At 68.4% G+C, this 22,105-nt stretch carries 20 protein-coding genes and 1 tRNA gene; 12 read left to right on the top strand and 9 right to left on the bottom strand.

What is annotated here, in order from left to right:
- Window positions 1-8: 8 nt before the first annotated feature.
- The 4 genes from VC184_RS05155 to VC184_RS05140 form a co-directional block, all read right to left on the bottom strand.
- Complete coding sequence (locus tag VC184_RS05155) at window positions 9-1,328, bottom strand: extracellular solute-binding protein (protein WP_274177601.1); 1,320 nt, start codon at window positions 1,326-1,328, stop codon at window positions 9-11.
- A 142-nt stretch (window positions 1,329-1,470) separates the two neighbouring features.
- Window positions 1,471-2,142: a response regulator transcription factor gene (locus tag VC184_RS05150; protein WP_323987465.1), complete on the bottom strand. Its 672-nt coding sequence runs from the start codon at window positions 2,140-2,142 to the stop codon at window positions 1,471-1,473.
- Window positions 2,139-3,371, bottom strand: coding sequence for a sensor histidine kinase (locus tag VC184_RS05145; protein ID WP_323987463.1), 1,233 nt, complete (start codon window positions 3,369-3,371; stop codon window positions 2,139-2,141). Before VC184_RS05145 ends, VC184_RS05150 begins: the two co-directional genes overlap by 4 nt.
- Window positions 3,368-4,297 (bottom strand): CPBP family intramembrane glutamic endopeptidase, encoded by a 930-nt coding sequence (locus tag VC184_RS05140; protein WP_274177598.1) that lies wholly within the window; start codon window positions 4,295-4,297, stop codon window positions 3,368-3,370. Before VC184_RS05140 ends, VC184_RS05145 begins: the two co-directional genes overlap by 4 nt.
- A 166-nt stretch (window positions 4,298-4,463) precedes the next feature.
- On the opposite strand from VC184_RS05140, the gene VC184_RS05135 reads away from it, so the two are divergent.
- Window positions 4,464-5,498 carry a serine hydrolase domain-containing protein gene (locus tag VC184_RS05135; RefSeq protein ID WP_274177597.1) on the top strand — a complete coding sequence of 345 codons (1,035 nt, stop codon included), beginning with the start codon at window positions 4,464-4,466 and terminating at the stop codon, window positions 5,496-5,498.
- Window positions 5,499-5,503: 5 nt separating this feature from the next.
- Here the strand turns inward: VC184_RS05135 and VC184_RS05130 are convergent, their stop codons facing one another.
- Window positions 5,504-6,772, bottom strand: a complete 1,269-nt coding sequence (locus VC184_RS05130) for an MFS transporter (RefSeq protein WP_274177596.1) — start codon at window positions 6,770-6,772, stop codon at window positions 5,504-5,506.
- An 86-nt stretch (window positions 6,773-6,858) separates the two neighbouring features.
- The gene (locus VC184_RS05125; protein WP_323987461.1) at window positions 6,859-8,655 is read right to left on the bottom strand and encodes an ABC transporter ATP-binding protein; all 1,797 of its coding nucleotides are present in this window, start codon (window positions 8,653-8,655) and stop codon (window positions 6,859-6,861) included.
- 97 nt (window positions 8,656-8,752) lie between these two features.
- On the opposite strand from VC184_RS05125, the gene VC184_RS05120 reads away from it, so the two are divergent.
- Window positions 8,753-11,332 carry an excinuclease ABC subunit UvrA gene (locus VC184_RS05120; protein ID WP_323987460.1) on the top strand — a complete coding sequence of 860 codons (2,580 nt, stop codon included), beginning with the start codon at window positions 8,753-8,755 and terminating at the stop codon, window positions 11,330-11,332.
- Here VC184_RS05120 and VC184_RS05115 read toward each other — a convergent pair.
- Entirely contained in the window at window positions 11,322-11,828 is a 507-nt protein-coding gene (locus VC184_RS05115) for an NUDIX hydrolase (protein WP_274177594.1), read from the bottom strand. The genes VC184_RS05120 and VC184_RS05115 overlap by 11 nt on opposite strands.
- Before the next feature lie 673 nt (window positions 11,829-12,501).
- Between VC184_RS05115 and VC184_RS16345 the strand changes: the two genes are divergently transcribed.
- Entirely contained in the window at window positions 12,502-13,329 is an 828-nt protein-coding gene (locus VC184_RS16345; RefSeq protein WP_354452187.1) for a nitronate monooxygenase, read from the top strand.
- A 3-nt stretch (window positions 13,330-13,332) separates the two neighbouring features.
- Here the strand turns inward: VC184_RS16345 and VC184_RS05110 are convergent, their stop codons facing one another.
- A complete protein-coding gene (locus VC184_RS05110; protein WP_274177593.1) occupies window positions 13,333-14,013 on the bottom strand; it encodes a response regulator in 681 nt (226 codons plus the stop codon).
- Window positions 14,014-14,265: 252 nt separating this feature from the next.
- Between VC184_RS05110 and VC184_RS05105 the strand changes: the two genes are divergently transcribed.
- The 9 genes from VC184_RS05105 to VC184_RS05065 all read left to right on the top strand — a co-directional run bounded on the left by VC184_RS05105 (window position 14,266) and on the right by VC184_RS05065 (window position 21,579).
- Window positions 14,266-15,453 carry a sensor histidine kinase gene (locus VC184_RS05105; RefSeq protein ID WP_323987457.1) on the top strand — a complete coding sequence of 396 codons (1,188 nt, stop codon included), beginning with the start codon at window positions 14,266-14,268 and terminating at the stop codon, window positions 15,451-15,453.
- A gap of 289 nt (window positions 15,454-15,742) precedes the next feature.
- Window positions 15,743-16,063, top strand: a complete 321-nt coding sequence (locus VC184_RS05100) for a hypothetical protein (RefSeq protein ID WP_274177591.1) — start codon at window positions 15,743-15,745, stop codon at window positions 16,061-16,063.
- A 75-nt stretch (window positions 16,064-16,138) separates the two neighbouring features.
- Window positions 16,139-16,651 carry a stage II sporulation protein M gene (locus VC184_RS05095; protein WP_282502343.1) on the top strand — a complete coding sequence of 171 codons (513 nt, stop codon included), beginning with the start codon at window positions 16,139-16,141 and terminating at the stop codon, window positions 16,649-16,651.
- A gap of 28 nt (window positions 16,652-16,679) precedes the next feature.
- Entirely contained in the window at window positions 16,680-17,255 is a 576-nt protein-coding gene (locus VC184_RS05090) for a hypothetical protein (RefSeq protein ID WP_282502342.1), read from the top strand.
- Entirely contained in the window at window positions 17,252-17,656 is a 405-nt protein-coding gene (locus VC184_RS05085; protein WP_282502341.1) for a hypothetical protein, read from the top strand. Before VC184_RS05090 ends, VC184_RS05085 begins: the two co-directional genes overlap by 4 nt.
- A gap of 134 nt (window positions 17,657-17,790) precedes the next feature.
- The gene (locus VC184_RS05080; protein WP_282502340.1) at window positions 17,791-19,167 is read left to right on the top strand and encodes a hypothetical protein; all 1,377 of its coding nucleotides are present in this window, start codon (window positions 17,791-17,793) and stop codon (window positions 19,165-19,167) included.
- Between the two features lie 5 nt (window positions 19,168-19,172).
- Window positions 19,173-19,808, top strand: coding sequence for an ABC transporter ATP-binding protein (locus VC184_RS05075; protein WP_282502339.1), 636 nt, complete (start codon window positions 19,173-19,175; stop codon window positions 19,806-19,808).
- A complete protein-coding gene (locus VC184_RS05070) occupies window positions 19,792-20,757 on the top strand; it encodes an ATP-binding cassette domain-containing protein (protein WP_274177585.1) in 966 nt (321 codons plus the stop codon). The genes VC184_RS05075 and VC184_RS05070 overlap by 17 nt, the downstream gene beginning before the upstream one ends.
- Before the next feature lie 3 nt (window positions 20,758-20,760).
- Complete coding sequence (locus VC184_RS05065; RefSeq protein ID WP_282502337.1) at window positions 20,761-21,579, top strand: hypothetical protein; 819 nt, start codon at window positions 20,761-20,763, stop codon at window positions 21,577-21,579.
- Between the two features lie 363 nt (window positions 21,580-21,942).
- Here the strand turns inward: VC184_RS05065 and VC184_RS05060 are convergent.
- A tRNA-Pro gene (locus VC184_RS05060) sits at window positions 21,943-22,016 on the bottom strand.
- Window positions 22,017-22,105 lie beyond the last annotated feature (89 nt).

Genomic DNA, 22,105 nt, shown 5'->3' with positions numbered 1-22,105 from the left:
GTGCGGGCTCACTCCCCCAGCCCGGTCAGGTCGGCGTAGCCGGCGACCGCCTGCTGCTGCGCTGTCGCCGGATCGAGGACGCCGTCCCACACGCCCGCGACGAGGTTGTTGCCGACCGTCCAGAGCGCGTCGCTCACGTCCGCGACGAGGTCGGAGCGCTCGGCCTGAGCGAGCACCCCGTTCGCGTGCGGATCGTCGGCGAGTCCGGGGATGGCTTGGGCGTTGAGCCTCGTCAGCGCCGGGATGCCGCCCGTCGTTCGATAGAGCGCAGCGGCCGCCTCGTCCGACGCGAGGAAGGCCGCGAACACACGCGCGGCGCCGGGATACTCGGAGTAGCCCGAGACGACCCCCACTCCCAGACCCGCGAGCGTCGCTGCGTCGCCTCCCCCTTGGGCCGACGGGAGGGTCGTCACGCCGTATTCGAAGCCGTTCTCCGCCGCCGCCGCGGTGAAGTCGCCGATCGACCAGGGCCCCGTGATCGCATAGGGCGTCTGGCCCTTCGCGAACTCCATCTCGATGGAGTCCCAGGTGGCGTCCGCCGAGTTGACCGGCCAGAGGTCGCGCAGCGCGCCGTAGTATTCGAGGCCGGCAGCGAGAGCCGGCGCATCGAGACCGGGATCGCCCTTATCGGTGCCGAGATGCCACCCGAGCGAGCTGAGCACCGGGTACGCGTAGTAGAGCTGCCCGCTCAGCCAACGAATGGTCCACCGGTTCTCCCGGGGGTCATTGTAGGTCGCGGCGAGCTCGCGGATCTGCTCCCAGGTCGTCGCCGGTTCGGTCGAACCCGTGAGCTGCTGCAGGAGGGTCTTGTTGTAGAACAGCGCGATCGACTCGGTCGACACCGGCACGCCGTACAACTCGCCGTCGCGGCTGACGACGCCCGCGAACGCGTCACCGACCCGCGAGGCGATCTCGTCCGCGTACTCGCCCAGCGGCGCAGCCACCCCGGACTCGATCGCGTTCGCCAGGTCGGTGAAGTTCGTGAAGTAGACGTCGGCGCCCGTGCCCGCCTCACCGTCGAGCGCCATCTTCGAGACAGCATCCACCTTCGACACCGTCGTCACCTCGACGCGGATGCCGGGATGCGCGGCGGCGAAGGCCTCGACCAGCGCCTCGCCGTACTCGGGGTATTCGACCCAGACCTTCAGCGGCACCTCTCCGCTGGCGATCTCCGGCTCGATCTCATACGCGCCCGCCTCGGCGTCCCAGGTCAGCGACGTCTGCTCGACCGAGGGCGCGCTCGAGCATCCCGCGCTGACCGCGACGGCGAGGATGATCGCTGTACCCACCGTTGCGCGGGTGATGGCTGCTGTGTTTCGGATGGTCATGCGAACTCCCTCGTTGCCGTGACTGTGACCGGTCCCAGTCAACTGGCGCGGTCCATCTGAGTCCATGACGGTAGTGGCAGGATCGCTGCTCCGACGCCCCTCTCCCCTGGGGAGGAATCGGCGGTGATCCCGGTCCCCCGGCTCAGTCCAGCGGCGTGACGACCTTGTTCTGATACGCCCAGACGACCGCCTGCAGGCGCGAACGCACCCCGAGCTTCGTCAGGATGCGCACCAGGTGCGACTTGACGGTGCTGACCTCGACCGTCAACGCCTCGGCGATCTCGTCATTCGACATTCCCTGCGCCAGCAGCTCGAGAATCTCGCGCTCGCGCGGCGTGAGGTGGTCGGCGGCCTCGGTGGCCGTCGACACCCGCTGCAATGCACGTCGGCGTGAGAACTCCCGCAGCACTCGCCGCGTGACGGCCTGATCGAGGGTGCCGTTGCCCGCGGCGACGTTTCGCACCGCTCGGACGATCTCTTCGGGCTCGGCGTCCTTCAGAAGGAATCCCGACGCCCCGGCCTCCAGCGCCTCGAACACGTAGTCGTCGATGTCGAAGGTCGTGAGGATCAGCACCGGGACGGCGGGTTCGTCTTCTCCCCGACCGGCAAGCGCCCGCGCCACCTCGATACCGCTGAGACCCGGCATCCGGACGTCGAGGCAGGCGACATCGGGCTGCAGCGACGTCGCCGATTCGAGCGCTTGGATGCCGTCGGATGCCGTCGCGACCACCTCGATGTCATCTTCAGCCGCGAGTAGCGCGGCGACCCCCGCCCGCACCAGAGGCTGATCGTCGGCGACGAGCACGCGGATCACGAGCTCGCTCCCGGGGCGCCGAGGGCCTCGGCCGGCACCGTGAGCCGGACACGCCAACCACCGCCGGCCTCCGGTCCCGCGTCCAGCGTGCCGCCCACCAGGCCGGCCCGTTCGCGCATCCCGAGCAGTCCGAATCCCTCGCGAGCCGCGCTGGCGGACGGCGCCGCGAGGGCAGGTGGGACACCCGCGTCACGCACGGTCGCGACGAAGACGCCGGGCCGAGTGCCGTCGAGGCGGACCTCGCACGGCGCCCCGGGAGCATGCCGAGCGGCGTTGGCGAGCGCTTCCTGCACCATCCGGTACACCACGAGCTGACCGAGCGGGCCGACCTGTGCAGTGCCTCGATCGATCGAGAACTCGACCGCGCGGCCCGTGGCCCGGGCGGCGTCGACCAGAGCGGCAACGGTCTCGATCGTCTCGACCGTGTCGCGCCCGTCGCTGTCGCGGCGAAGCAGTCCGACGAGCTGGCGGAGGTCGTCGAGCAGCACGCGGCTCTGTTCGCGCACCTGCCGGACGGCCACCCGAGCAGCTTCCGGATCTGTGGTGATCTGGCGCTCGATGACCCCCGACATCAACGCGATGCTCGATACGTGATGGGCGGCGATGTCATGCAGTTCGCGCGCCATCGCGGTGCGTTCGCGGGCGACCGCGGCGTCCACGACCGCGGCCCGTTCACGGCGAACCGCCTCGCTCTCGCCCTGCTCGGCACGACGGGCGTCGCGACGAGCTGTCACCGCGAGCACCCCCGCGGCCGGCAGAGCGACGATGGCGACGGCTTGCAGCAGCGCCGCGCCCACCGCGGCCGGCACGGTCACCGCGCTCGACCCGAGGATGTCGGCGGCCTGTCCGCCCGCGACGAGGATGCCGGCCACCGGCAGCACGACCCGAAGGGCTGGCACCGTCACGACCGGCGTGGCGCGCAGAACGGCGACCAGCACGGCGGCATCGGCGAGGCTGCCGAGTCCCGTCGGAGTGGTGATGCCGATGAGCAGCGCTCCGGCCGACGTGCCGAGCAGCACCGCGACGGGAGCAGAGCGCGCGAAGCACAGCGCGGCCGCCTGCACGGTGAGGACGGCGGCGAACACCCACCACGAGGCTGACCCGAGGCTCGGCGTCGCGTGATCTGCGAACAGCTCGGGCGCAGCCGCGAGCGCGAGCAGCGTCACCGCGCCGGTGCCGAGCGCCACGACGACATCCGTGACGCTCGGCGCACGCCGCATCCGACTCATGCCGCTATCTTTGCGGCTTCCGGCGCGCGATGCCCCATCACGGGCGAACCCGCCGGAAGTCCGAGACGCCCGCGGGTGAGCGCGATCGTGACAACCGCGGCCACTGCCGCACCGATCAGGAGCACGTGCTGCAACTGGTCACCGCCCACGGTCGGGAACATCTCCGCCCAGAACACCGTGACGGTGTTGTTCAGGCTCACATGGAAGAGCATCACGATCGGCAGGCTCTGTCCGGAACGGTTGAACAGCCACATGATCACGACGTTGAACAGCGCACTGAAGGCGACGAACTCCACGACATTCAGCCATGTCACGTCCGGCCATGATCCCCACTCGGTGAGGAACAGCGGCAGGTGCCAGATGCCCCACAGCGGCCCGAGGATCGCCGCGGCGCCGAGCGGACCGAAGCGCTCCTGCAGCGGCGGTAGGGCGAAGTCGCGCCAGCCCGGTTCTTCGGCCAACCCCGTCGTCAGCATCTGCAGCAGGAGTGCGGGCACGTACAGCGCGACCGCGATGAGGCTGGGCGCCTGCGCCTGCCCGCCGGATGCGACGAATCCGAGCGACAGCACGGCCAGCGGCACCGCGAGCAGCGCGACGGCGTACCACCGCGGCGCGACGCGCCACCGCAGCAGCCGGCCGACCCAGACACGCAGTCCCGCGCGTCCGCCCGTCACCGCGGTCACGACGAACGCCGCACCGAGCGGCCCGAGGTACGCGCCGAAGAGCATCCCGGTGAACTGCGAGGTGCCGAAGATCTGCGGGAACGCGTAATTCCAGACGCCGAGACCGTCGTTCGAGAGGATCCACGGGGTCCAGGCCACCCAGCTGAGACCCAGCGCGAGCACGAAGAACGATACGAGGGGCCGCCGGCGGATGATGCCGGTGACGCTCCTCTCGGAGGTGGAGCCGACGTGAATGGTGGCCATGAGGGTTTCCTTCCGGTCGTCGTCGGACCCCGAGGAACGGGGTCGTCGTCGACTGTAGGAAGGAGGCGGCGTGCGGCTCGACGTTCGAACGGCGGCAATCCGCGATCTCCATCGAAAGGTGGAGGACCAATCGCGCCGACCTCCGCGCCACTGGCACAGTGGGGGTATGAGCACGACGCAGAGCATCATCATCGACGAGCGAGCGCTTCAGGCCGCGCTCGACGAGGAACCGTTCTCGGGGATCGTCCGCGTCGACTCCGGCGATGTGTCCGTGTGGCGCAGCGCGCACGGGATGGCCGACCGGGCGAGCGAGACGCCCGTCTCCGAGAGCACCCGCTTCGCGATCGCGTCAGGGAGCAAGGCCTTCACGGCACTCGCCATCATGCGACTCGTCGAGGACGGTCGGCTCGCGCTCGACACTGCCGTTCGAGGCGTGCTCGGCGACGACCTGCCACTCATCGACGACGCGGTCACCGTCGAGCAGCTCCTCGGCCACACCTCGGGAATCGGCGACTACATCGACGAGGACGACGACCTCGATGTATCGGAGTTCTACCTCGGAGTGCCCGCGCACACGCTCACGACCGCGGAGGCGTTCCTGCCCCTGCTCGACGGCATCCCGCCGAAGGCCGCTCCCGGCGAGACCTTCGCCTACTGCAACAGCGGCTACGTCGTGCTCGCGATCGTCCTCGAACGGGTCACGGGCCGCGTCTTCCACGAGGTGGTGCACGACCTCGTCCTCGTCCCGGCCGGCCTCGTCGACACCGGCTTCCCCCGCACCGACGAGCTCGACGGGAATCATGCCCGCGGATACGTCTTCGACGACGGACTGCGCGTCAACACGCTGCACCTGCCCGTCCGCGCCAATGGCGACGGCGGCGCCTCCACGACCGCCGCCGACGTTCACCGGTTCTGGCGCGCGTTCTTCGCCGGACGCATCGTCTCGCCCGAAACCGTGGCGCTGATGACCGCCCCGCGTTCCTTCGTCGAAGACGAGGAGATGCGGTACGGTCTCGGTTTCTGGCTCAACGAGACCGGACCAGGTGTCGTCCTCGAAGGGTGCGACGTCGGCTCGTCGTTCCGGTCCGTTCATCACCCGCCGACCGCGACCACCGCGACTGTGATGAGCAACACGGCAGACGGAGCCTGGCCCGTCGCGCGCGTGCTGGCCGATGCGATGGCGCAGCTCGACGAGCGGTAGGCCGGTCACCCGGCCGCGACAGCCTCCGTCTCGTCGTCGACGGCTGGCGGAGCCGCCGCGATGTGCGTGATCGGACGCCAGACCAGCAGCAGGGTCAGCGCCGCGCCGACGAAGGCGAACCACCAGGGGCCGGTCGGCCCCCAGACCTGGGCGATGACCCCGCCGAGCGCCTGCCCGATCACGAGTCCGCCGAAGACCCCGACCATGTTGACCGAGGCGATGCGACCCTGCAGCTCGTGAGGAACGAGGCGCTGCCGAACGGTCGTCGAGATCGTCGCCCAGACGAAGGCGTAGGCGCCGAACGCGATCATGATCACGAAGGCGACCGCCCCCGAGGTCGTCAGGGCGAAAGCCAGGTGCATGAGCACCTCGGCGGTGAGGCACACGCGCATGAGCGCGGCGAACGAGAAGCGTCGTTCGAGCCTTCCGAAGAGCAGGGTCGCCGCCAGTCCGCCGATCGCGGAAGCCGTCGTCAGCGCGCCGTACCCGACCGGCCCCATCCGCAGGTAGTCGGTCGCGTAGAGGACGAGCACACCCCAGGGCGCGGCCCAGGTCACATTGAAGGTGAGGATGATGATCACGAGCGTCCGCACCGGCGGGTTGCGCCACAGCCAGCGGATACCGCTGAGGATATCGGTGTGCACCGGAGTACGCTCACGCGGTCCGTCCGCCGGTTCGACGCGCTTCGTCGCGGTGATCCGCGAGATGAGGACGATCGCGAGCGCGACGCACAGCCCCTGGACGGCGAACGGCCAGAACGATCCCACGGCGAACAGGAAGGCACCCAGCGGCGGACCGCCGAGCTGGTTCGCCACGAGGAACCCGGCCTGAAGGCGCGCATTGCCGATGCCGAGGTCGCTTTTGCGCACCATCATCGGCAGCAGAGTGCTGCTCGTCGTGTCGACGAACACCTCGGCGGTGCCGTAGAGGAACGCCACGATCAGCACCATCCAGATGCTGGCGAGACCGGTGACGAGGAAGACGCACAGACCGACCAGCACGAGAGCCCGGATGCCGTTGGCCACCATGATCAGGACCCGTCGGTCGACCCGGTCGGCGATGGCGCCGGCGTGAAGCCCGAACAGCAGCCACGGCAGGAACTGCATAACCGCTCCGGAAGCCACCAGGATGGGCGAATCGGTCATGGAGGCGATCAGGAGCGGCGCGGCTGCGAGGGCGATGCCGTCGCCGATGTTGCTCGTCAGCGACGAAGCGAACAGCCACCGGAAGTCACGGCCCAGACGCCGCGGCGCGACCCACTCTGCGATACCCACCGCACGAGCCTAGGGCGCACCTCCGACACGGGCGGAAACACCGCGATCTGCTCCGCGCCTCAGTCTGCCCGCGGCGGCTGCGCCGGTCAGGATGCGGGGACGATCCGCAGCGCTTCGACGAGACGGGCGTAGAGCGGGCTCGTCTGGACGAGCTCGTCGTGCGTGCCCGAGGCGCCGATGCGCCCATGGTCCATGACGAGGATCCGATCGGCGTCCATGACCGTCGAGAGTCGGTGAGCGATCGTGATGACGAGGGTCTCGGACGAAATTCGCTCGACCACATCGTGGATCGCCGCCTCGGTCAGTCCGTCCAGCTGCGCGGTCGCCTCGTCGAGCAGCAGCACCGCGGGGCGCCGGACGATCGCGCGCGCCACCCCGATGCGCTGACGCTGTCCGCCCGAGAGGCTGGTCGTGCTCACGGGCTCGTCGAGGCCGAGGGGGAAGCTCTCGATCAGGTCGCGCAGCCGCACGGCCTCGAGCGCCGCCCAGAGCTCGTCGTCGGTCGCATCGGGGAACCGATAGGCGAGGTTGTAACGCACGCTTCCCGTCAGCAGCGGCGTCTCCTGCTCGACGTAGGCGATGCGCTCCCGGATCGAGCTGAGGGACAGCGCGGCGTAGTCGCCGCCGTTCATCCGGATTGTGCCCGACTCGGGGCGGTAGAACCCGAGGATCAGCGAGAACAGGCTCGTCTTCCCGGCTCCCGACGGCCCGACGACGGCGATCCGCCCACGCGAGGGCAGGCCGAGAGTGAGGTCGACCACGGCCGGCGCGACGGCCCCGGGGTAGGTGAACGTCACGCGCTCGAACTCCAGCGCCGGCGCATCTCCAGCATGCTGCGGGGCGTTCCCGCCGCTGGCGGTGTCCTCCGCGGCGATGTCCTCCGTCTCACGGATGCGCGCAGCGGCGGCCGCGCCGGACTGGAGCTCGGCGACGTACATCGTGATCGAGCTGACCGGCTCGACCAGCTGGAACGCGTACAGCAGGAACGCCACGAGAGTCGACACCTCGAGCCACCCCGACCCGACCCGCCAGGCGCCGACGGAGAGGATCAGAAGAATGCCGAACTGGATGCCGCTGCCCGCGATGGTCCACGCGAACGCCTCGGTGCGATTGGCCCGCTTGCCGTGGCGCATCGAATCGCGGGCCTGATCGATGACGCGGCGCTCCTCGGTTCCCTCCGCCCGTGCCGCCTTCATGGTCCGCACAGCGCGAGCCCCGCCCTCGAGGATCGCTCCGAGACGGCCAACCGCCTCCTGTGCGCGGCGTTGCGCCTCTCCGATCCGAGGCATGAGTCGACCGGCGAGCACGCCGACGACGACGATGCAGCCGAGCGCCACCAGGAACAGGGTGAGGTCGAGGATCGCCATGAGGACGAGCGATCCGGCGAGGGCGATCACCTGATTGACCAGATTCACCAGTGCGGACGAGGTCGCTTCGCGCAGCAGCACCGTATCGGAGGTGACTCGGGTCACCACCTCGCCGGTCGGCCGGAACTGCAGGTCCGCCACTCGTCCACGGAAGAACCGTCTGACGAGCATCGATCGCGCCGAGAACACGATGTCCTCCGCGAGGTTGCCGAGAAGCACCGCCTGCGCGAACCCGAATCCGGCGCCGGCGATAACAAGACCGAGCAACAGGGCGATCGGCGTCAGCATCTCGGCGGGCGCACCGACGGAGTCGAGGATCCGCTTGGTGACCAGCGGCGTCGCCAGCGCGGCTGCCGTGCCTCCGAGCCCCAACAGGAAGCCGACGGCGAGACGAGCGCGATGTGGCCTGACGAAGAACCAGAGCGTCCGCATGTTCGGCCACGAAGGCGCGGCGGACGGTTCCTGATCGCGGGCAGGGCTGACGGGCGATTGCTCGAGGTTCGGTGCGGAAGTCATTGCTTTCGCACCGTAGAAGATCTGGCTCTGCGTCGAATAAGAGAACGGAACGGGTGACGCCCCCTCCCGGCGCACCTCCGACACGTAGGCTTGCCCGATGTCCGGAAACTCGCGTGTCAGCCCCGATGCCTTCGTGCGCGTGCGCGGAGCGCGCGAGAACAACCTCCGGAACGTCGACGTCGACGTTCCGCGCAACGCGATCGTCGCGTTCACCGGTGTGTCGGGCTCGGGCAAGTCGTCGCTCGCGTTCGGGACGATCTTCACCGAGGCGCAACGCCGGTATCTCGAGTCCGTGGCCCCCTACGCCCGGCGCTTGATCCAGCAGGGCCACAATCCGCACGTCGAGTCGATCACGGGGCTCCCGCCGGCAGTCGCCCTGCAGCAGCGTCGCGGCGCGCCGAGCTCTCGCTCGAGCGTCGGCACGGTGACGACGCTGTCGAACTCGCTGCGGATGCTGTTCTCGCGCGCCGGCACCTTCCCCGACGGGTTCACCGACCGGCTCGACTCCGACGCCTTCTCCCCCAACACCGCCGCCGGCGCGTGCCCGGAGTGCCACGGCATCGGCGTCGCGCACACGGTCACCGAGGAGACCCTCGTGCCCGACCCCTCCCTCAGCATCCGCGACGGCGCGATCGCCGCGTGGCCGGGCGCGTGGCAGGCGAAGAACCTCCGCGACATCACGATCGCCCTCGGCTACGACGTCGACCGCCCCTGGCGCGAGCTCGACCCCGCCGACCGGGAATGGCTGCTGTTCACCGACGAACAGCCCGTGATGGAGATCACTCCGCAGCGCGACCGAGTCGCGAAGCCCTACAAAGGCATGTTCTGGAGCGCGAAGAAGTACGTCTTCCACACCCTCGCCGACTCGAACAGCGCGAAGATGCGCGAGCGAGTGCTCCAGTTCGTGCGCACCGGCGTCTGCCCGCTGTGCGGCGGCTCGGGCCTGCGGCGCGAGGCGCTGGCTGTCACCTTCGCCGGCCGCACGATCGCCGAGCTGAACGCCCTGCCGATGAGCGACCTCGCCGACATCCTGCGTCCGACCACGATGCTGACGGATGCCGCGCCCGCGCTGCCGACGTCATCGTCCGGCGAGCGGACGGATGTCGCTGTCGCGATCACCACCGACCTCGTCGCCCGCATCGAGGTGCTGATCGACCTCGGGCTGGGCTACCTCGGTCTCGGCCGGGTGACCACGACCCTCTCCCCCGGCGAGATGCAGCGTCTGCGTCTGGCGACGCAGTTGCGCTCGGGCCTGTTCGGCGTGGTCTACGTGCTCGATGAGCCGTCGGCCGGCCTGCATCCCGCCGACGCCGAGCCGCTGCTCGACGTGTTGGAGCAGCTGACGGACGCGGGGAACTCGGTGTTCGTCGTCGAGCACAACATGGACGTCGTCCGCGGCGCGGACTGGATCGTCGATGTGGGACCTGGAGCGGGCGAGGGCGGCGGCGAGGTGCTCTACAGCGGAGCCGTCGACGGACTCGCCGAGGTCGCTGTGTCGGTGACGCGGCCCTTCCTGTTCCCCGACGCCGACGGCGCTGCCGTGAAGCCGCGCGACCTGCGCACCCCCACCGGTTGGCTGACGCTGAAGGGCGCCTCACTGCATAACCTGGTGGACGTCGACGCGTCGTTCCCGCTCGGGACGTTCGTGGCCGTCACGGGTGTGTCGGGGTCGGGCAAGTCGTCGCTCGTGGGAGGCGTGCTCCGCGACGTGGTGCGCGGCTACCTGCGCGGGGATGACGCAGGCGACCAGCCGGACGACGAGACAACGGATGCCGCGGCGCCGGCCGAGACCGGGCTGGCGGAGGCGACACTCCCCGACGGGCGAGCCGATATCCCGACGGTGCGGACCGTCGACGGCCTCGAGCACATCGACCGGCTCGTGCGCGTCGACCAGAAGCCGATCGGACGTACGCCGCGCTCGAACCTGGCGACCTACACGGGCCTGTTCGATGCGGTGCGCGCCGTGTTCGCCGGCACCGACCTCGCCCGCGAGCGCGGGTACACCGCCGGCCGTTTCTCGTTCAACGTCGCGGGAGGCCGCTGCGAGACGTGCCTCGGCGAGGGCTACGTCTCGGTCGAGCTGCTGTTCCTGCCGGGCAGCTACGGGAAGTGCCCGACGTGCCACGGCGCGCGGTACAACGCCGAGACGCTCGAGGTCACCTACCGCGGTAAGAACATCGCCGAGGTGCTCGCCCTCACCGTCGACGAGGCTGCCGGGTTCCTCGAGCCGGTGCCCGCGGCATCCCGCAGCCTGCGCACGCTACGCGACGTCGGCCTGGGCTACCTGCGGCTCGGGCAGCCGGCTACCGAGCTGTCGGGCGGCGAGGCGCAGCGCATCAAGCTTGCGACCGAGCTGCAGCGCGCCCGTCGCGGCCACACCCTGTACCTGCTCGACGAGCCCACCACCGGACTGCATCCCGCCGACGTGCGCCTGCTGCTCACGCAGCTGCACGCGCTGGTCGACGCCGGCAACACGGTAGTCGTCGTCGAGCACGACATGGCTGTCGTAGCCTCCGCCGACTGGGTCATCGACCTCGGTCCGGCCGGCGGCAACGCGGGTGGCCGCGTGGTGGCGGCCGGGACGCCCGAGGACGTGGCGCGGGAGGCGGAGAGCCGGACGGCGCCGTACCTCGCGCGGCATCTGGCGAACCGATCGGAGCCGAACGCTACGCCGTGATCGAGGCCGGGTCGGCGAGCAGGGATCGGCTGATCGCCCGTACCGAGGGGAAGGTGTCGAGCTCCATGACGTCCGCGAGCGAGAACCACCCGGCGCCGTGGACCTCGTCGGCCGCGAAGCTCACGGTCTCCTCCCCCGTCACGTCGAGCACGAACGCCATGTCGAGGTGGATGTGCGCCGGCTCGCCGGGGCGCTCGGGGATGAGCTGATAGCTCATGCTCGTGGGGAGGTCGAGCTGCGCCTCTTTCGTGCCGTCGACCTCGAGGTCGATGCCCGGGTGCGGCCGCACCGCCGCATGGATGCCCGTCTCTTCGAGCACCTCACGGACGACGGCGGCTTGCGGCGTCTCGTCCGGGTCGACGTGACCACCCGGGGGCAGCCATCTGGTGAGCTTCCGGTGATGCACGAGCAGCACTCGGTCCCCCGCCGCATTGAGGACGTAGCCACTCACGCTGAACTGCTTCTCGAAGTGCGACGTGTGCTCGATGAGCGTCATACGGGGGTCCTCGGTTTCTCGCGGCCGGGGCCGGGCTAGCGCACGTGCCTCCTCCATGCGCTCGGCCATGGTCCGGTCGAGAGCTACTACCAGTCTCCATCGGGGCTGCTCGGCGCGGGCTCAGGACACTCGAGCCACGTCGCGCGGACGGAACTGTTCTCGAGCAAGTAAGACCGGCACGCTCGGCGTGCCGTCTGCGGCCGCCAACCAGCTGAAAAACTACGATCCTCCAGGTGGAACTCGACCTCCACGTCAACGGTGGAATCCGTGCTGCTCAGCACTCTCCATGTGAACGATGGCACTTCTGCTAGTTCCTGGGGCGTGAGCTCGAGGACTCGTACGAGCGCTCCCCGCTCATTGGCATCATCGGCGACCCCCTGCTGCACGCGCTGGAGCAGATCATTGTCAGCGAATGCCGCAGCGTAGGAGTCCTCTGGCTCTGCTTCCGAGTCCGACCACCAGCCCGCTGCAGAGCCCACTCCCCCGGCAGTCAGAAGGGCGCCCAGACAGATAACCAACACGATCCTGCGGCGACGGAATGCCCGGGGCACCTCATTCATTCCTCGATCCTGCTCCCAACTTGACCGCAGCGCTATGACCGGGATGTCGGTGCGTCTCGGAGTGGCACGTGTCCTTGATTGCCTTTCCATCCTGGAGACACCCCCCTGTGACCATGACCGACTGCCACCCCGGCGGTCGCGTCATCCTGCGAAGTGGTGCCAGCACGCGACGAGCGAAACGGCGGCGCCAATGCGAAGCCGAAGAGCTTGGGCCACACGGGGTAGGGCGTGAACAGCTGCAAGATCCTGCCCGCTCGGCGCGCGCAGGAAACGCGCGAGGAACACGCGTCCTCGCGAGCGTCACGACCGCTGAGGAAGCCCGCCTCGCCGACGCCTCGGGCGTGGATGGGCTCGTTGTCCAGGGACCGCGCGCCGGGGGGCACAGTGCGACGTTCGGCGCCACCCGCACACCCGACACCGTCCTCACCCGCGCCTTTACGGGACGCCCCACTCGCGCTCTGCGCAACGGGTTCATCGACCGCCACCAGAGAACCGACCTCAACGCCTACCCGGCCGTGCACCACACCTCACCCGTCCACTCCGACAGGCGGCGTCGCAGGCCGGCGACGCGGACCGGTTGCAGCTGTGGGCGGGCACCGGGTGGCGCAACGCCACCTCCGGTCCGGCATCGGAGATCATCCACCACCTCGCCGACGGGGTCTGAGCGCACCGAATCGCCTCGTCCCGGATGCCGCGGGGAGTGCGAATCCGGTCGACGGAGCGCCGGAGCGGCACACCCGCGTCCGCGAAGGCCGCGCGGAAGGGCGGGACGCCCGCCTCTGCGGTCAGGTCAGGGTGTCCCGTGCCACAGCCGCGCGGTCTCGATGTGCGTTCGCAGCAGGCGCTCGCGCGCTTCGTCCAGTGCGTCACGAGCATCCTCGAAAGCGCGACGCGCATCCTCGAGTCGGTGGTCGACCGCGGTCGGCGCTCCGGTCAAATGACGATCAACGGGGCGCCTGCAGATCGAATGACTCGATGTCGATGATCTGCTTCGTTATCGCATAGATCAGAACCTGCACTCGGTCGCGCACCCCCCACTTGGTCATGACCCGACCCAGATGCGCCTTGACGGTCGGCTCTGCGAGATGCAGCTGCCTCGCGATCTCCGCATTCGATCGCCCGTGAGCGAGTGCTTTGACGATCGACAACTCGCGCGGGGTGAGGGGTGGCGGTGCAGGCGCACCACCGACGATGCCCGGGTCGTCGCGCACGGAGCTGATCAAGTCGCGAGTGACGCGTGGGGAGATGACGGACCGGCCGGCATGGATCTCGCGCATCGCTTCCAGGATGTCGTCCGGGTCGGTGTCCTTCACGAGGTAGCCGGAAGCTCCAGCGCGCAGCGCCGGTACGACGTGCCGCTCCGTCGAGAACGTCGTGACGGCGAGCACCCGCACATCCGGGGAGGCCGTCGTGATCTGACGCGTGGCTTCGATTCCCGAAAGCTTGGGCATCTGCAGATCCATGAGCACGACGTCGGGTCGAAGCTCCCCCGTCGCCGCGACCGCACTCTCGCCGTCCACCGCTTCGCCGACGACGCTCATGTCACCGCTGGTGTCGACGAAAACACGGAGAGCATGACGGACGAGCGCTTCGTCATCGGCAATCAACACTCGCGTGGCTCCCACGCTGCGATTATAAGGAGCGCGTCGACAATCGGGTTAGTACATAGGTATGTGAATTCCGATACCTCCGGACGCAGTGCACCGGCATGCTCTTCCGAAATCCTCCTCCGAGAACCCTCGTTAGGAGTATCGATGTTCACGGAACTCTTCTTGTTCACAGCGGGAATGCGACCGGCGGGTCCGATCATGAGCGAGTTGTGCCGCTTGCTGGGGATCTGCAAGTGACCCGATCACCCATGCGGGCATGATGGGAGGGTGACGGAGCGTCAGAGGAGACTACGACACCGGCACGCGCCGGGCCGAGTGGGCGCGGATGAGCGCGGGTTCTCCGCGCTGCCGCGCCGGGGGCGCATCATCCTGCTCCTCGTCCTGGCCGTGATGCTCGTCGTCGACATCGCTTTAGCCGTCACCGAGCCAGGTGTCGCGTGGCGCGGTCTGATGTTTGGGTTGCCTGCGATGCTGGCCACGGCTCTGTTCATCTGGTGGCCCCCGGCAGCAGCGACCAGCCTCCTCCTCATCGCGCTCGTGCAGATCACCGCGGGGCAGGACGGCAGCGATGTCCTCTACCTCGCGGGCGTTGCCGGCCTCGTGGTCTACACGAGCCCGCTCTGGTTCGTGTCGATCTACGTCGTCGCGACGCTGATCCTCACGATCCTGGCGAGCACCGTCCTCGGAATCTTCGCGAACACGGCGCTGCCCGCGCTGGCGCTCGTGGTCGCGATCTCCGCCTCCATCGGCTGGGCGCTGCGCGCGGCGCACGGGCGTGAGTTGCGCCTGGCGGGTGACGTCGCCGCACTGGCCCAGGCACGCACGGCGGCGATCGAAGCCGAGCGGGAACGCATCGCAGACGAGTTGCACGACATCATCGCGCACGACATCACGCTCGTCTCGATGCACGCGAGGGTTCTTGAGCGCGTCGATGACGAAGCACTGCGCGACCAGTCCGTTCGCGCCATCCGCGCCGGCGCAGACCAGGCGCTGGCTGACATTCGCAGGATGCTCCGGATCGTGCGCGACGACGGAGCTTCCCCACTTCAGACGCCCGATGACCACGTCCCGACGCCGAACATCGCCGCCGCTTTCGAGGAGGCCCGCGACGCGCTCCTGCAGCTTGGGGCGGCCATCACGGTGCGATACAGCGACGTCTCGGTGTCGTCCACGATCGAACAGGCCCTGGTGCACCTGATCCGTGAGGGCACCACCAACATCGCGAAGCATGCGCCCGCGAACGCCTCCGTGACGATCACGCTCGAGGTGCTCGACGACGACGTGTGTCTAGAGCTGACCAACAGCATCGACCCTGCTCCGACCACAAGCGGCGTCCCATCGTCCGGTTATGGGCTCGACCGTCTGCGCGAGCGTGTCTCGGTCTCCGGCGGGCACTTCACGTCGGGACCCGCAGACGGACGGTGGGTCCTCACCGCACGGTTACCCGCGCGCTGACCGTCGGCGACGTGCCGCCCGAGCGCGCACCGGGGAGCGCGGAGCGCAACGTCATGAAGGTCAGCGCACGTCGCAGCACTGCGACGACGAGCGCAGTGCCGCGGATCGTCACCCACAATCGGGGCGACGTGATCCTGTGCGCAGCCGAGAACACTCGATAAGGCGACCGGCTCGAGCGAGCATCACCCCCGGCGAAGTCAGTACGTTCGTCGCTACTCGCGGGTCCGGGCAAGCGCGAACATGACGATGTCGGGGCGCCCGCTCCGCGTGAAAGTGAGGAGATGAAGACATGAGCACTGTCACGGGTCTGGCCGAGGACCAGACGAGAATCAACGTCCGTCAGCTCGCGGGCGCGACGGTGGCCCTGACAATCGCCACCTTCGCGCTCGTCTTGAGCGGCACCTTCGGGCCGGAGGTGGTGAAGTCGATCATCACGGCGGCAGGAGTTGCCGAGGCCGGGGTCGCCGTCGCGATCGTAGATGCGGTCCTAGCGGGTTCCGCGGTCGCGACCGTGGTGGCCGCGTTCATCGGCCTCGGCGTCGGCGGCGCCGTCGTGGGCGGCATCCGCTGGGCGATCGCGACGTTCGGGCGCAAGCAGGCCATCGAGTAAGACCTGAGCGTGTCCGCCAGGAGCTTGCCCTCGGCTCGACGAGAGATGACGGGCGCACGGCGCTGGGCAGCGGGGGTGACGATCCCTCTGTGGATCGTGACCCTCGCGCTCGGCGCCACTGCCGGGCTGCCGTTCGAAACTGCCCGTCAGGACCCCGCATACATGCCCTGGGAGCAGGTGCCGCTGATCTTCGGCAGCAACATCATGGTCGGCCTCATCCTCTACGCGGGAGTCGCAACGCTCGGCACCATCACGATCGCGATGACGGTACTCGCGGGGATCTACATCGGCTCGGTGGTAGGACTCGCCGCTTCGGACTGGGGCGTCGGCGGAGCCGCCGACGCGCTGCTTCCGTTTCTCGCCTTCGAAGTTGCGGGTTTCGCTGTGTTCGGTTTTGCGGGACTTCTCCCGACTGCGGAGCTAGCTCGTCGCTTGTATCTGCGGAAGCCGTCTGGATCAGCCACGTGGCGGCAGCACGCGAACTCGTTGAGTGCGTCACTGTCCGCCACCCTCCCATACGCACTCCTCGGAACCGTGCTACTGATCGTCGGCGCGATTCTCGAGGTCGCTGGCGGCTTGCCGCGCTGACGACCGAGTCCGCCCGGTACGGAGAAAAATGATCAATGCACCATCCGAGTCCATCCTCGACCACGTATCGAGGACCCCGCGACGGCGCCGCGCGCTGCCGTGGGTGCTCGTCAACGTCCTCCTCGCCATAGTTGGCGCCTTCGCCCTCGTCAGACACATCGACGCTCAGCTCGCCTTGCCTGCGACCGAGGTGCCCCAGGGTTTCGAGGGCCTAGCGCGGGTTACCGCGCTCTCGATGCTGATACTGGCCGCCATCGCGACGTACGTCGTGCTACGGCTGGGAGCGGCGATCGTCGGCGGCGGCCTCGCCGGCTTGATCAGGTCCGAGGCGCGGTGGGATGCCCGCGATGCAGCGGTCGCTGCCGTCGATTACGCTTCCGCAGGCTCAACACTGCTCGCCATCATCGCTGCGGTAGCGGCTGTCCCCAAAGCCGCCGCAATCACGGCCATCGCGGTGTTCGGCGTGTCCATCATCTTCGCGGTCGGTTACCGCACGCTTCACGGGCGGCACGTCGCGGTGCGAGTGCAGGTCGTGACGATCGCTTTAGCCGCGGCAGCGACCGGCGCCGTGCTCGCCGCTCAGATCGGAAGGGTTCTCGCATGAGCGCGTGGAAACGTATTCGACCATGGATCGCCCCGGCTGCTGTTGGTGTTCTCTTCGTGGCGTCGGTCGTCGGGTTCTTGCTCCGCGACTCCAACGAGCTCGGCGCACCGGAACGCACCTTCGCCGTGCTTTCTGTTTCGCGTTCGGTGTTGGCCGTCGCGGGCGCGGTCGTAGCAGTGCTGCTGGTGATATTCGTTGCGAAGCCCACATTCGTGCCAGTCGTCGGGGTGCTTCTCTTCGCGATCGCCATGCTTCTCTGCGTCGTTATCGGGGCATTCCTGCGCGGGGAAGCCTGGGGTTGGCTTCCCTACTCGGCCGCCGCCCTGTGCGGGCTCGCGGCCCTCGCGCACCTTGAGGGAGCGTTTGATCGGAAGCAGCTCGGCCGGGAGCGGCACACGTGACAGTTGGTTCTCGATCCATAGTCGCAGCGTCTGCGGACGGAGGCGCGCTCGCGGCTCCGAGGCAAACATCGCTTGTCGGCCGGGCACGGTCGGCGCTGGGCGCGATCGTTGTCGTCGCGCGGTTCGAATTCGCTATGTGGGCGCGAGCAAACGGCGTCACCAACAATGTTCGCGCGGCCAGCACGATCCTTCTCGTGATGGTCGTCAGTTCAGGCGCGATGCTCGTGCTGCTTCTCGTGGCGATCGCTGCCGTCGTCCGCATTCTTTCGGTCGCTATCACTCCCTTCCTGCCGGTGGTCGCCCTTGTCGCCGAGGTACTGATGGCGCTCACCGCCCTCTCTGCTGTGAGCGGCTCAGCTCGCGTGCAGGCACACTTGACGCCCTTCTCCCGGCTCCTGTTCGACGGGCTGCGGGTCGCCCCGCGCGCGAGTCTGTTCGTGCGGGGTCAGCTTCGACCGCTGCTGCGTGTAGCTGCAATCGCCGTGATCGCGCTGACGGTGACGATCAGCGGCCCCGCCGATGTGGCCACGGTCGGTGGCGTTCTGCTCGTCGGCGTCGCAGCCGTGCTTCTCATCGCGGTCGGTGTGTCACGAGCGCCGACGAAGATGCACTCCTTTCCCGTCGCCGTCGCACTTGCCGTCGGCTGCGGGGCAGCGGCGGGCTTTTTCCTCTCGACCCTCAACCCCGTCGCACTACTCGCCCTGGACGTCGAGGAGTTGTTCCGATTCGTGACCGATCAGTTGCGCAGCGCGTCGTCCTTCTCTCCCGCAGCGATCGCTGCGGTCCTGGTAACCGACGCACTGGCGCTTCGATTCGGCCGCGCGACCGGCGTCGAGTCTGCGCTCCGCAGAGTCCACGGCTGGCCCTCGGCTTTCGTAGCGCTCGTGACGCGCTCGGTCGGGCGTGGCTCCATCATCCTCCGTCGCACTCTCCGCCCGCTGTGTCTGTTGAGCTCAGCTGTGCTGGCAGCGGGCCTCGCCGGCACTGGCGCTCTGGCGGGCGTAGCACCGGGAACGACGGCGATCGCACTGCTTCCTTTGGTGGTCGCCAGTATTGTCTCGGCGACCGCATCGACGTTCCTCACGCCGCTGCATGTCTTGCCCCTCTTCGCGTTGGCCGCCCGATCAGCGCCACGGTCTATTCCGGTCGCGGTCGCGGTCTACGGGGTGACTCTGACCGTCGTGGTCGCCGCTCCAACCCTGGTCCTGGGTGCCGGGGTCTCGCTGTTGCGCTTCGATCCGACTCCGCTGCTGGTTGCTGTTGTGACCTCGTTCGGGGCTGTAGCAGGCCTCATTCTGTGCCCATTCGCCGATTCCGGGGTCCAACGATTGCCGGACGGCACCATCGAACTCAGTATCCATGGCCACCTCGTTTCGGGTGCGCCTCCGCTTCTGGGCGCGCTCGCCGTGACATTCTCGCCGCTCGCCGTTGCCCCCGCGGTATTGCTGGCGTCGGTCGGGGCCGCGGCTGTCGCCCTCGTGTTCCTCCGTCGAAAGGTGCACGTCCTGTGAATGAAATGAGCGCAGTCGTCGCGTTCGAGAACGCCACGCTCGCATATCGCGGTGAGCCACCCGTACTCACCGACGTCACACTCACTATCGGACCAGGTTTGACTCTGATCACGGGGGCGAACGGCAGCGGAAAGTCGACGCTGCTCGAGACCGCAGCCTCGAATCTGCCCCTGCGCTCGGGAACATGCTCGATACGCGGCGTCTCGGTAGGCGACACCACAGCGCGACGCATGAGGGCATACGCTCCGCATGAGATCGGCCTCATTCCGGCGCTGACCCTGCGCGAGCACCTCATTCTTTGCGGGCGAAGTTCGGACGACGAAATCGACGCTGCGCTCCAACGATGGGGTTTGATCGACTACGGTGACTTGCCAAGCTCGGAGTTGTCGACCGGGAACCGGCGCAAGAGCTGGCTCCTCATGTGCACCGACGACGTCGAATCCTCCTGTGTGCTGTTGGATGAGCCCTTCAACGCGCTCGATGAGGACGCCGTGGAGGCGTTGATCGACACCATTTCGACATGGCTCACGCAAGGCCGAGCGGTGATCGTCGTCGCCCATGCGTTGCCAGCTCGCCTGCGCCAGCTGGCAACCCGACTCGTCGCGATCGAGAAGGGCGAGGTTCATGTCGCGGACGCTTGACTCCGGCGCTGCGCCGCGCCTCATCGTGTCCGGCGTCTCGAAAACACTCGGTGGGCGTCGGGTGCTCAACGACGTTTCCTTGCGCGTCACGCCCGGGACCGTGACGTCTCTCGTAGGCCCGAATGGGGCCGGCAAGTCCACGCTTCTCCGAGTAGTGCTCGGATTGGAACGCGCGGACGCAGGCGCGGTCAGCATCGACGGGGTGTCGTACACGCACCTGCAATCGCCGATGCGTTCGGTGGGCGCGTCGCTTGATGCTGGTTGGTTGCACCCCCGCCGGCGAGCATGCGATGAGCTACTCGTCGCCGCCCGGTCGCATCGGATCGACAAGGCCCGAGTGACAGAGGTGCTGATGGAGGTCGGGCTGACGGAAGCTGCGCGCCGCCGGGTCGGAACCTTATCGTTCGGCATGCGGCAGCGGCTATCGCTCGCGCGCGCCCTTCTCGGGCAGCCGAGCCTTCTGATACTGGACGAGCCACTCAATGGCTTGGACGTTGACGGCATCCGGTGGATGCGGTCGTTGGTACGAGGCGTAGCCGACAAAGGCGGAGCAGTGCTCATGTCGTCCCACGTGCTCAGCGAGGTCGCAGCGGTGAGCGACAACGTCGAAGTGATGTCGGCAGGACAGATTGTGACGACCCGCCCTCCGGCGAGGACGTCCGGAAGCTCGACGTCTGAGGCTGCCGGATGGACCGTCACCGCTCTCACGGATGCCGCCGCGGATCTCGCCGCCCTGCTGCGCCGCCAAGGCCACGTCGTCAGCGTCGACGGACGTCGCGTCGTCGTGCATGACGCGCGCGTCGCCGCCGTTGCCCGCGTGGCCTTCGTCGAGCGTCTTTTCGTTGAGTCGATCGGGGAGACACGTGGGGACCTCGAGGCCGAGTACACGCTCGCGATGGCGCGTGCGAACCAGGAGAACCTCGCGCCGTCTGCATTTCACCAAGGCTGAGACATGAACACCGAACCCGTGACCCAGACAGGGCTCCGCGCTCAGCGGCGTTTTCTTCGACCAGGCTGGCGCGACGTCGTCGCATTCGAAATCACCCGCTACTGCACCGTCCCCGCACCCTGGCTGATGATGGCGTCGGTGGTCCTGGTAGGAGCAGGATCGGCGGCACTTGCCGTGCTGCTGGCTCAAGCATTGGCCGACACGACACACGGCGGCCTGCAAGCCGACGCTACGAGTCTCCTTCGGGCGGCTCCGACCTCAGGCGCAACCACGATGTTCCTGGTAGCCGGCGTGTTGGGCGTTTATGCCTCCTCGGGCGACCGAACCACCGGGGGTAGTCGCTTGAGCAACCTCGCAGTGCCGTCAGCACGACGCCTTCTCGCGGCGCGCCTCTGTGCCGTCGGAGCTGTTTCCTCCGGCGTGGCGCTGGCGACTTTCCTCGTCTGCGTCATCGTGGTCGGAGGCTTGGCAGCGCTACTCGAGCAACGCCCGCCGAGCTTCTCGGTGGAGATCGCGCGAGGAGCGCACCTGGCGCTAGGAGCGGTTGCTGTTGCTTGGATTGGCACCGCCATCGGCGTCTTGCTTCCGTCCGGCCCTCTCGCCTACGGGTTGTTCTTGGCTATCGGCTGGCTCGTCCCGACAGCGCTGCGTGCGGTCAGGGCACCTGCCACGATCATCGATCTCCTGCCCGTAGACCAGGCCGCCGCGCTGGCCGGCGCGGCCGGTCCAAACGCCCCGATCACCTACATCATCCCGTTTACGTGGGCCGCTCTGCTGTGCGGTCTCGCCTGGCTGATGGCGCCGGTCACGACGCGTCGTTAGCCCAGAGCTTCCGCAGGCACCAGCCCCTTCGTGGCAACGCGAAGAATAGGGCGACGCGGCAGGTTGAAGCTGCCCCCCCGGCTCAAGCCTGGGCTCACGCCCGGCGGCCTCCGCTCCGCGACCTGATCCTCAAGGCTGATGAGGGAGCCCTGCATCCGGATGCCGACCTCGCCGCAGCAGGGCTCATTGCGAGCCCCCGACACGACAGCGGCAATGAGCTCGCGGCTCGGATAACGCTCCGTGGGCCTGCCGCGAATGCAGCAGAGGCGCCGAAGTCCTGAGCAACCTGCGACCTGAATGAGAAGCCACTGCCAGAGACCGCGAAGCCCCGACAAGCATCTCGCTCGCCGGGGCTTCGAACCGTCGGGATGACAGGATTTGAACCTGCGACCCCTTGACCCCCAGTCAAGTGCGCTACCAAGCTGCGCCACATCCCGGTCCGCTGCCCGCACGCGGACAACTCCCCTATCCTAACGGGTCCGCGGCCCACTCGCGAACCGGTGCACCCGGGCGCGTTGCCCGTGTC

This window comes from Microbacterium plantarum (assembly GCF_035231185.1).
Classification (GTDB): Bacteria; Actinomycetota; Actinomycetes; order Actinomycetales; family Microbacteriaceae; genus Microbacterium; species Microbacterium plantarum.
This window is presented reverse-complemented; position numbering and strand designations above follow the sequence as displayed.

What these genes read in the sequence shown, in the direction of transcription:
- VC184_RS05070 (WP_274177585.1), top strand. Translation starts at nt 19,792, where the DNA reads ATGTCGCGGACGCTTGACTCCGGCGCTGCGCCGCGCCTCATCGTGTCC.
- VC184_RS05100 (WP_274177591.1), top strand. Translation starts at nt 15,743, where the DNA reads ATGAGCACTGTCACGGGTCTGGCCGAGGACCAGACGAGAATCAACGTC.
- VC184_RS05140 (WP_274177598.1), bottom strand. Translation starts at nt 4,297, where the DNA reads ATGGCCACCATTCACGTCGGCTCCACCTCCGAGAGGAGCGTCACCGGC.
- VC184_RS05155 (WP_274177601.1), bottom strand. Translation starts at nt 1,328, where the DNA reads ATGACCATCCGAAACACAGCAGCCATCACCCGCGCAACGGTGGGTACA.
- VC184_RS05085 (WP_282502341.1), top strand. Translation starts at nt 17,252, where the DNA reads ATGAGCGCGTGGAAACGTATTCGACCATGGATCGCCCCGGCTGCTGTT.
- VC184_RS05075 (WP_282502339.1), top strand. Translation starts at nt 19,173, where the DNA reads ATGAGCGCAGTCGTCGCGTTCGAGAACGCCACGCTCGCATATCGCGGT.
- VC184_RS16345 (WP_354452187.1), top strand. Translation starts at nt 12,502, where the DNA reads ATGACCGACTGCCACCCCGGCGGTCGCGTCATCCTGCGAAGTGGTGCC.
- VC184_RS05120 (WP_323987460.1), top strand. Translation starts at nt 8,753, where the DNA reads ATGTCCGGAAACTCGCGTGTCAGCCCCGATGCCTTCGTGCGCGTGCGC.
- VC184_RS05145 (WP_323987463.1), bottom strand. Translation starts at nt 3,371, where the DNA reads ATGAGTCGGATGCGGCGTGCGCCGAGCGTCACGGATGTCGTCGTGGCG.
- VC184_RS05080 (WP_282502340.1), top strand. Translation starts at nt 17,791, where the DNA reads ATGTGGGCGCGAGCAAACGGCGTCACCAACAATGTTCGCGCGGCCAGC.
- VC184_RS05115 (WP_274177594.1), bottom strand. Translation starts at nt 11,828, where the DNA reads ATGACGCTCATCGAGCACACGTCGCACTTCGAGAAGCAGTTCAGCGTG.
- VC184_RS05125 (WP_323987461.1), bottom strand. Translation starts at nt 8,655, where the DNA reads ATGACTTCCGCACCGAACCTCGAGCAATCGCCCGTCAGCCCTGCCCGC.
- VC184_RS05090 (WP_282502342.1), top strand. Translation starts at nt 16,680, where the DNA reads ATGATCAATGCACCATCCGAGTCCATCCTCGACCACGTATCGAGGACC.
- VC184_RS05065 (WP_282502337.1), top strand. Translation starts at nt 20,761, where the DNA reads ATGAACACCGAACCCGTGACCCAGACAGGGCTCCGCGCTCAGCGGCGT.
- VC184_RS05135 (WP_274177597.1), top strand. Translation starts at nt 4,464, where the DNA reads ATGAGCACGACGCAGAGCATCATCATCGACGAGCGAGCGCTTCAGGCC.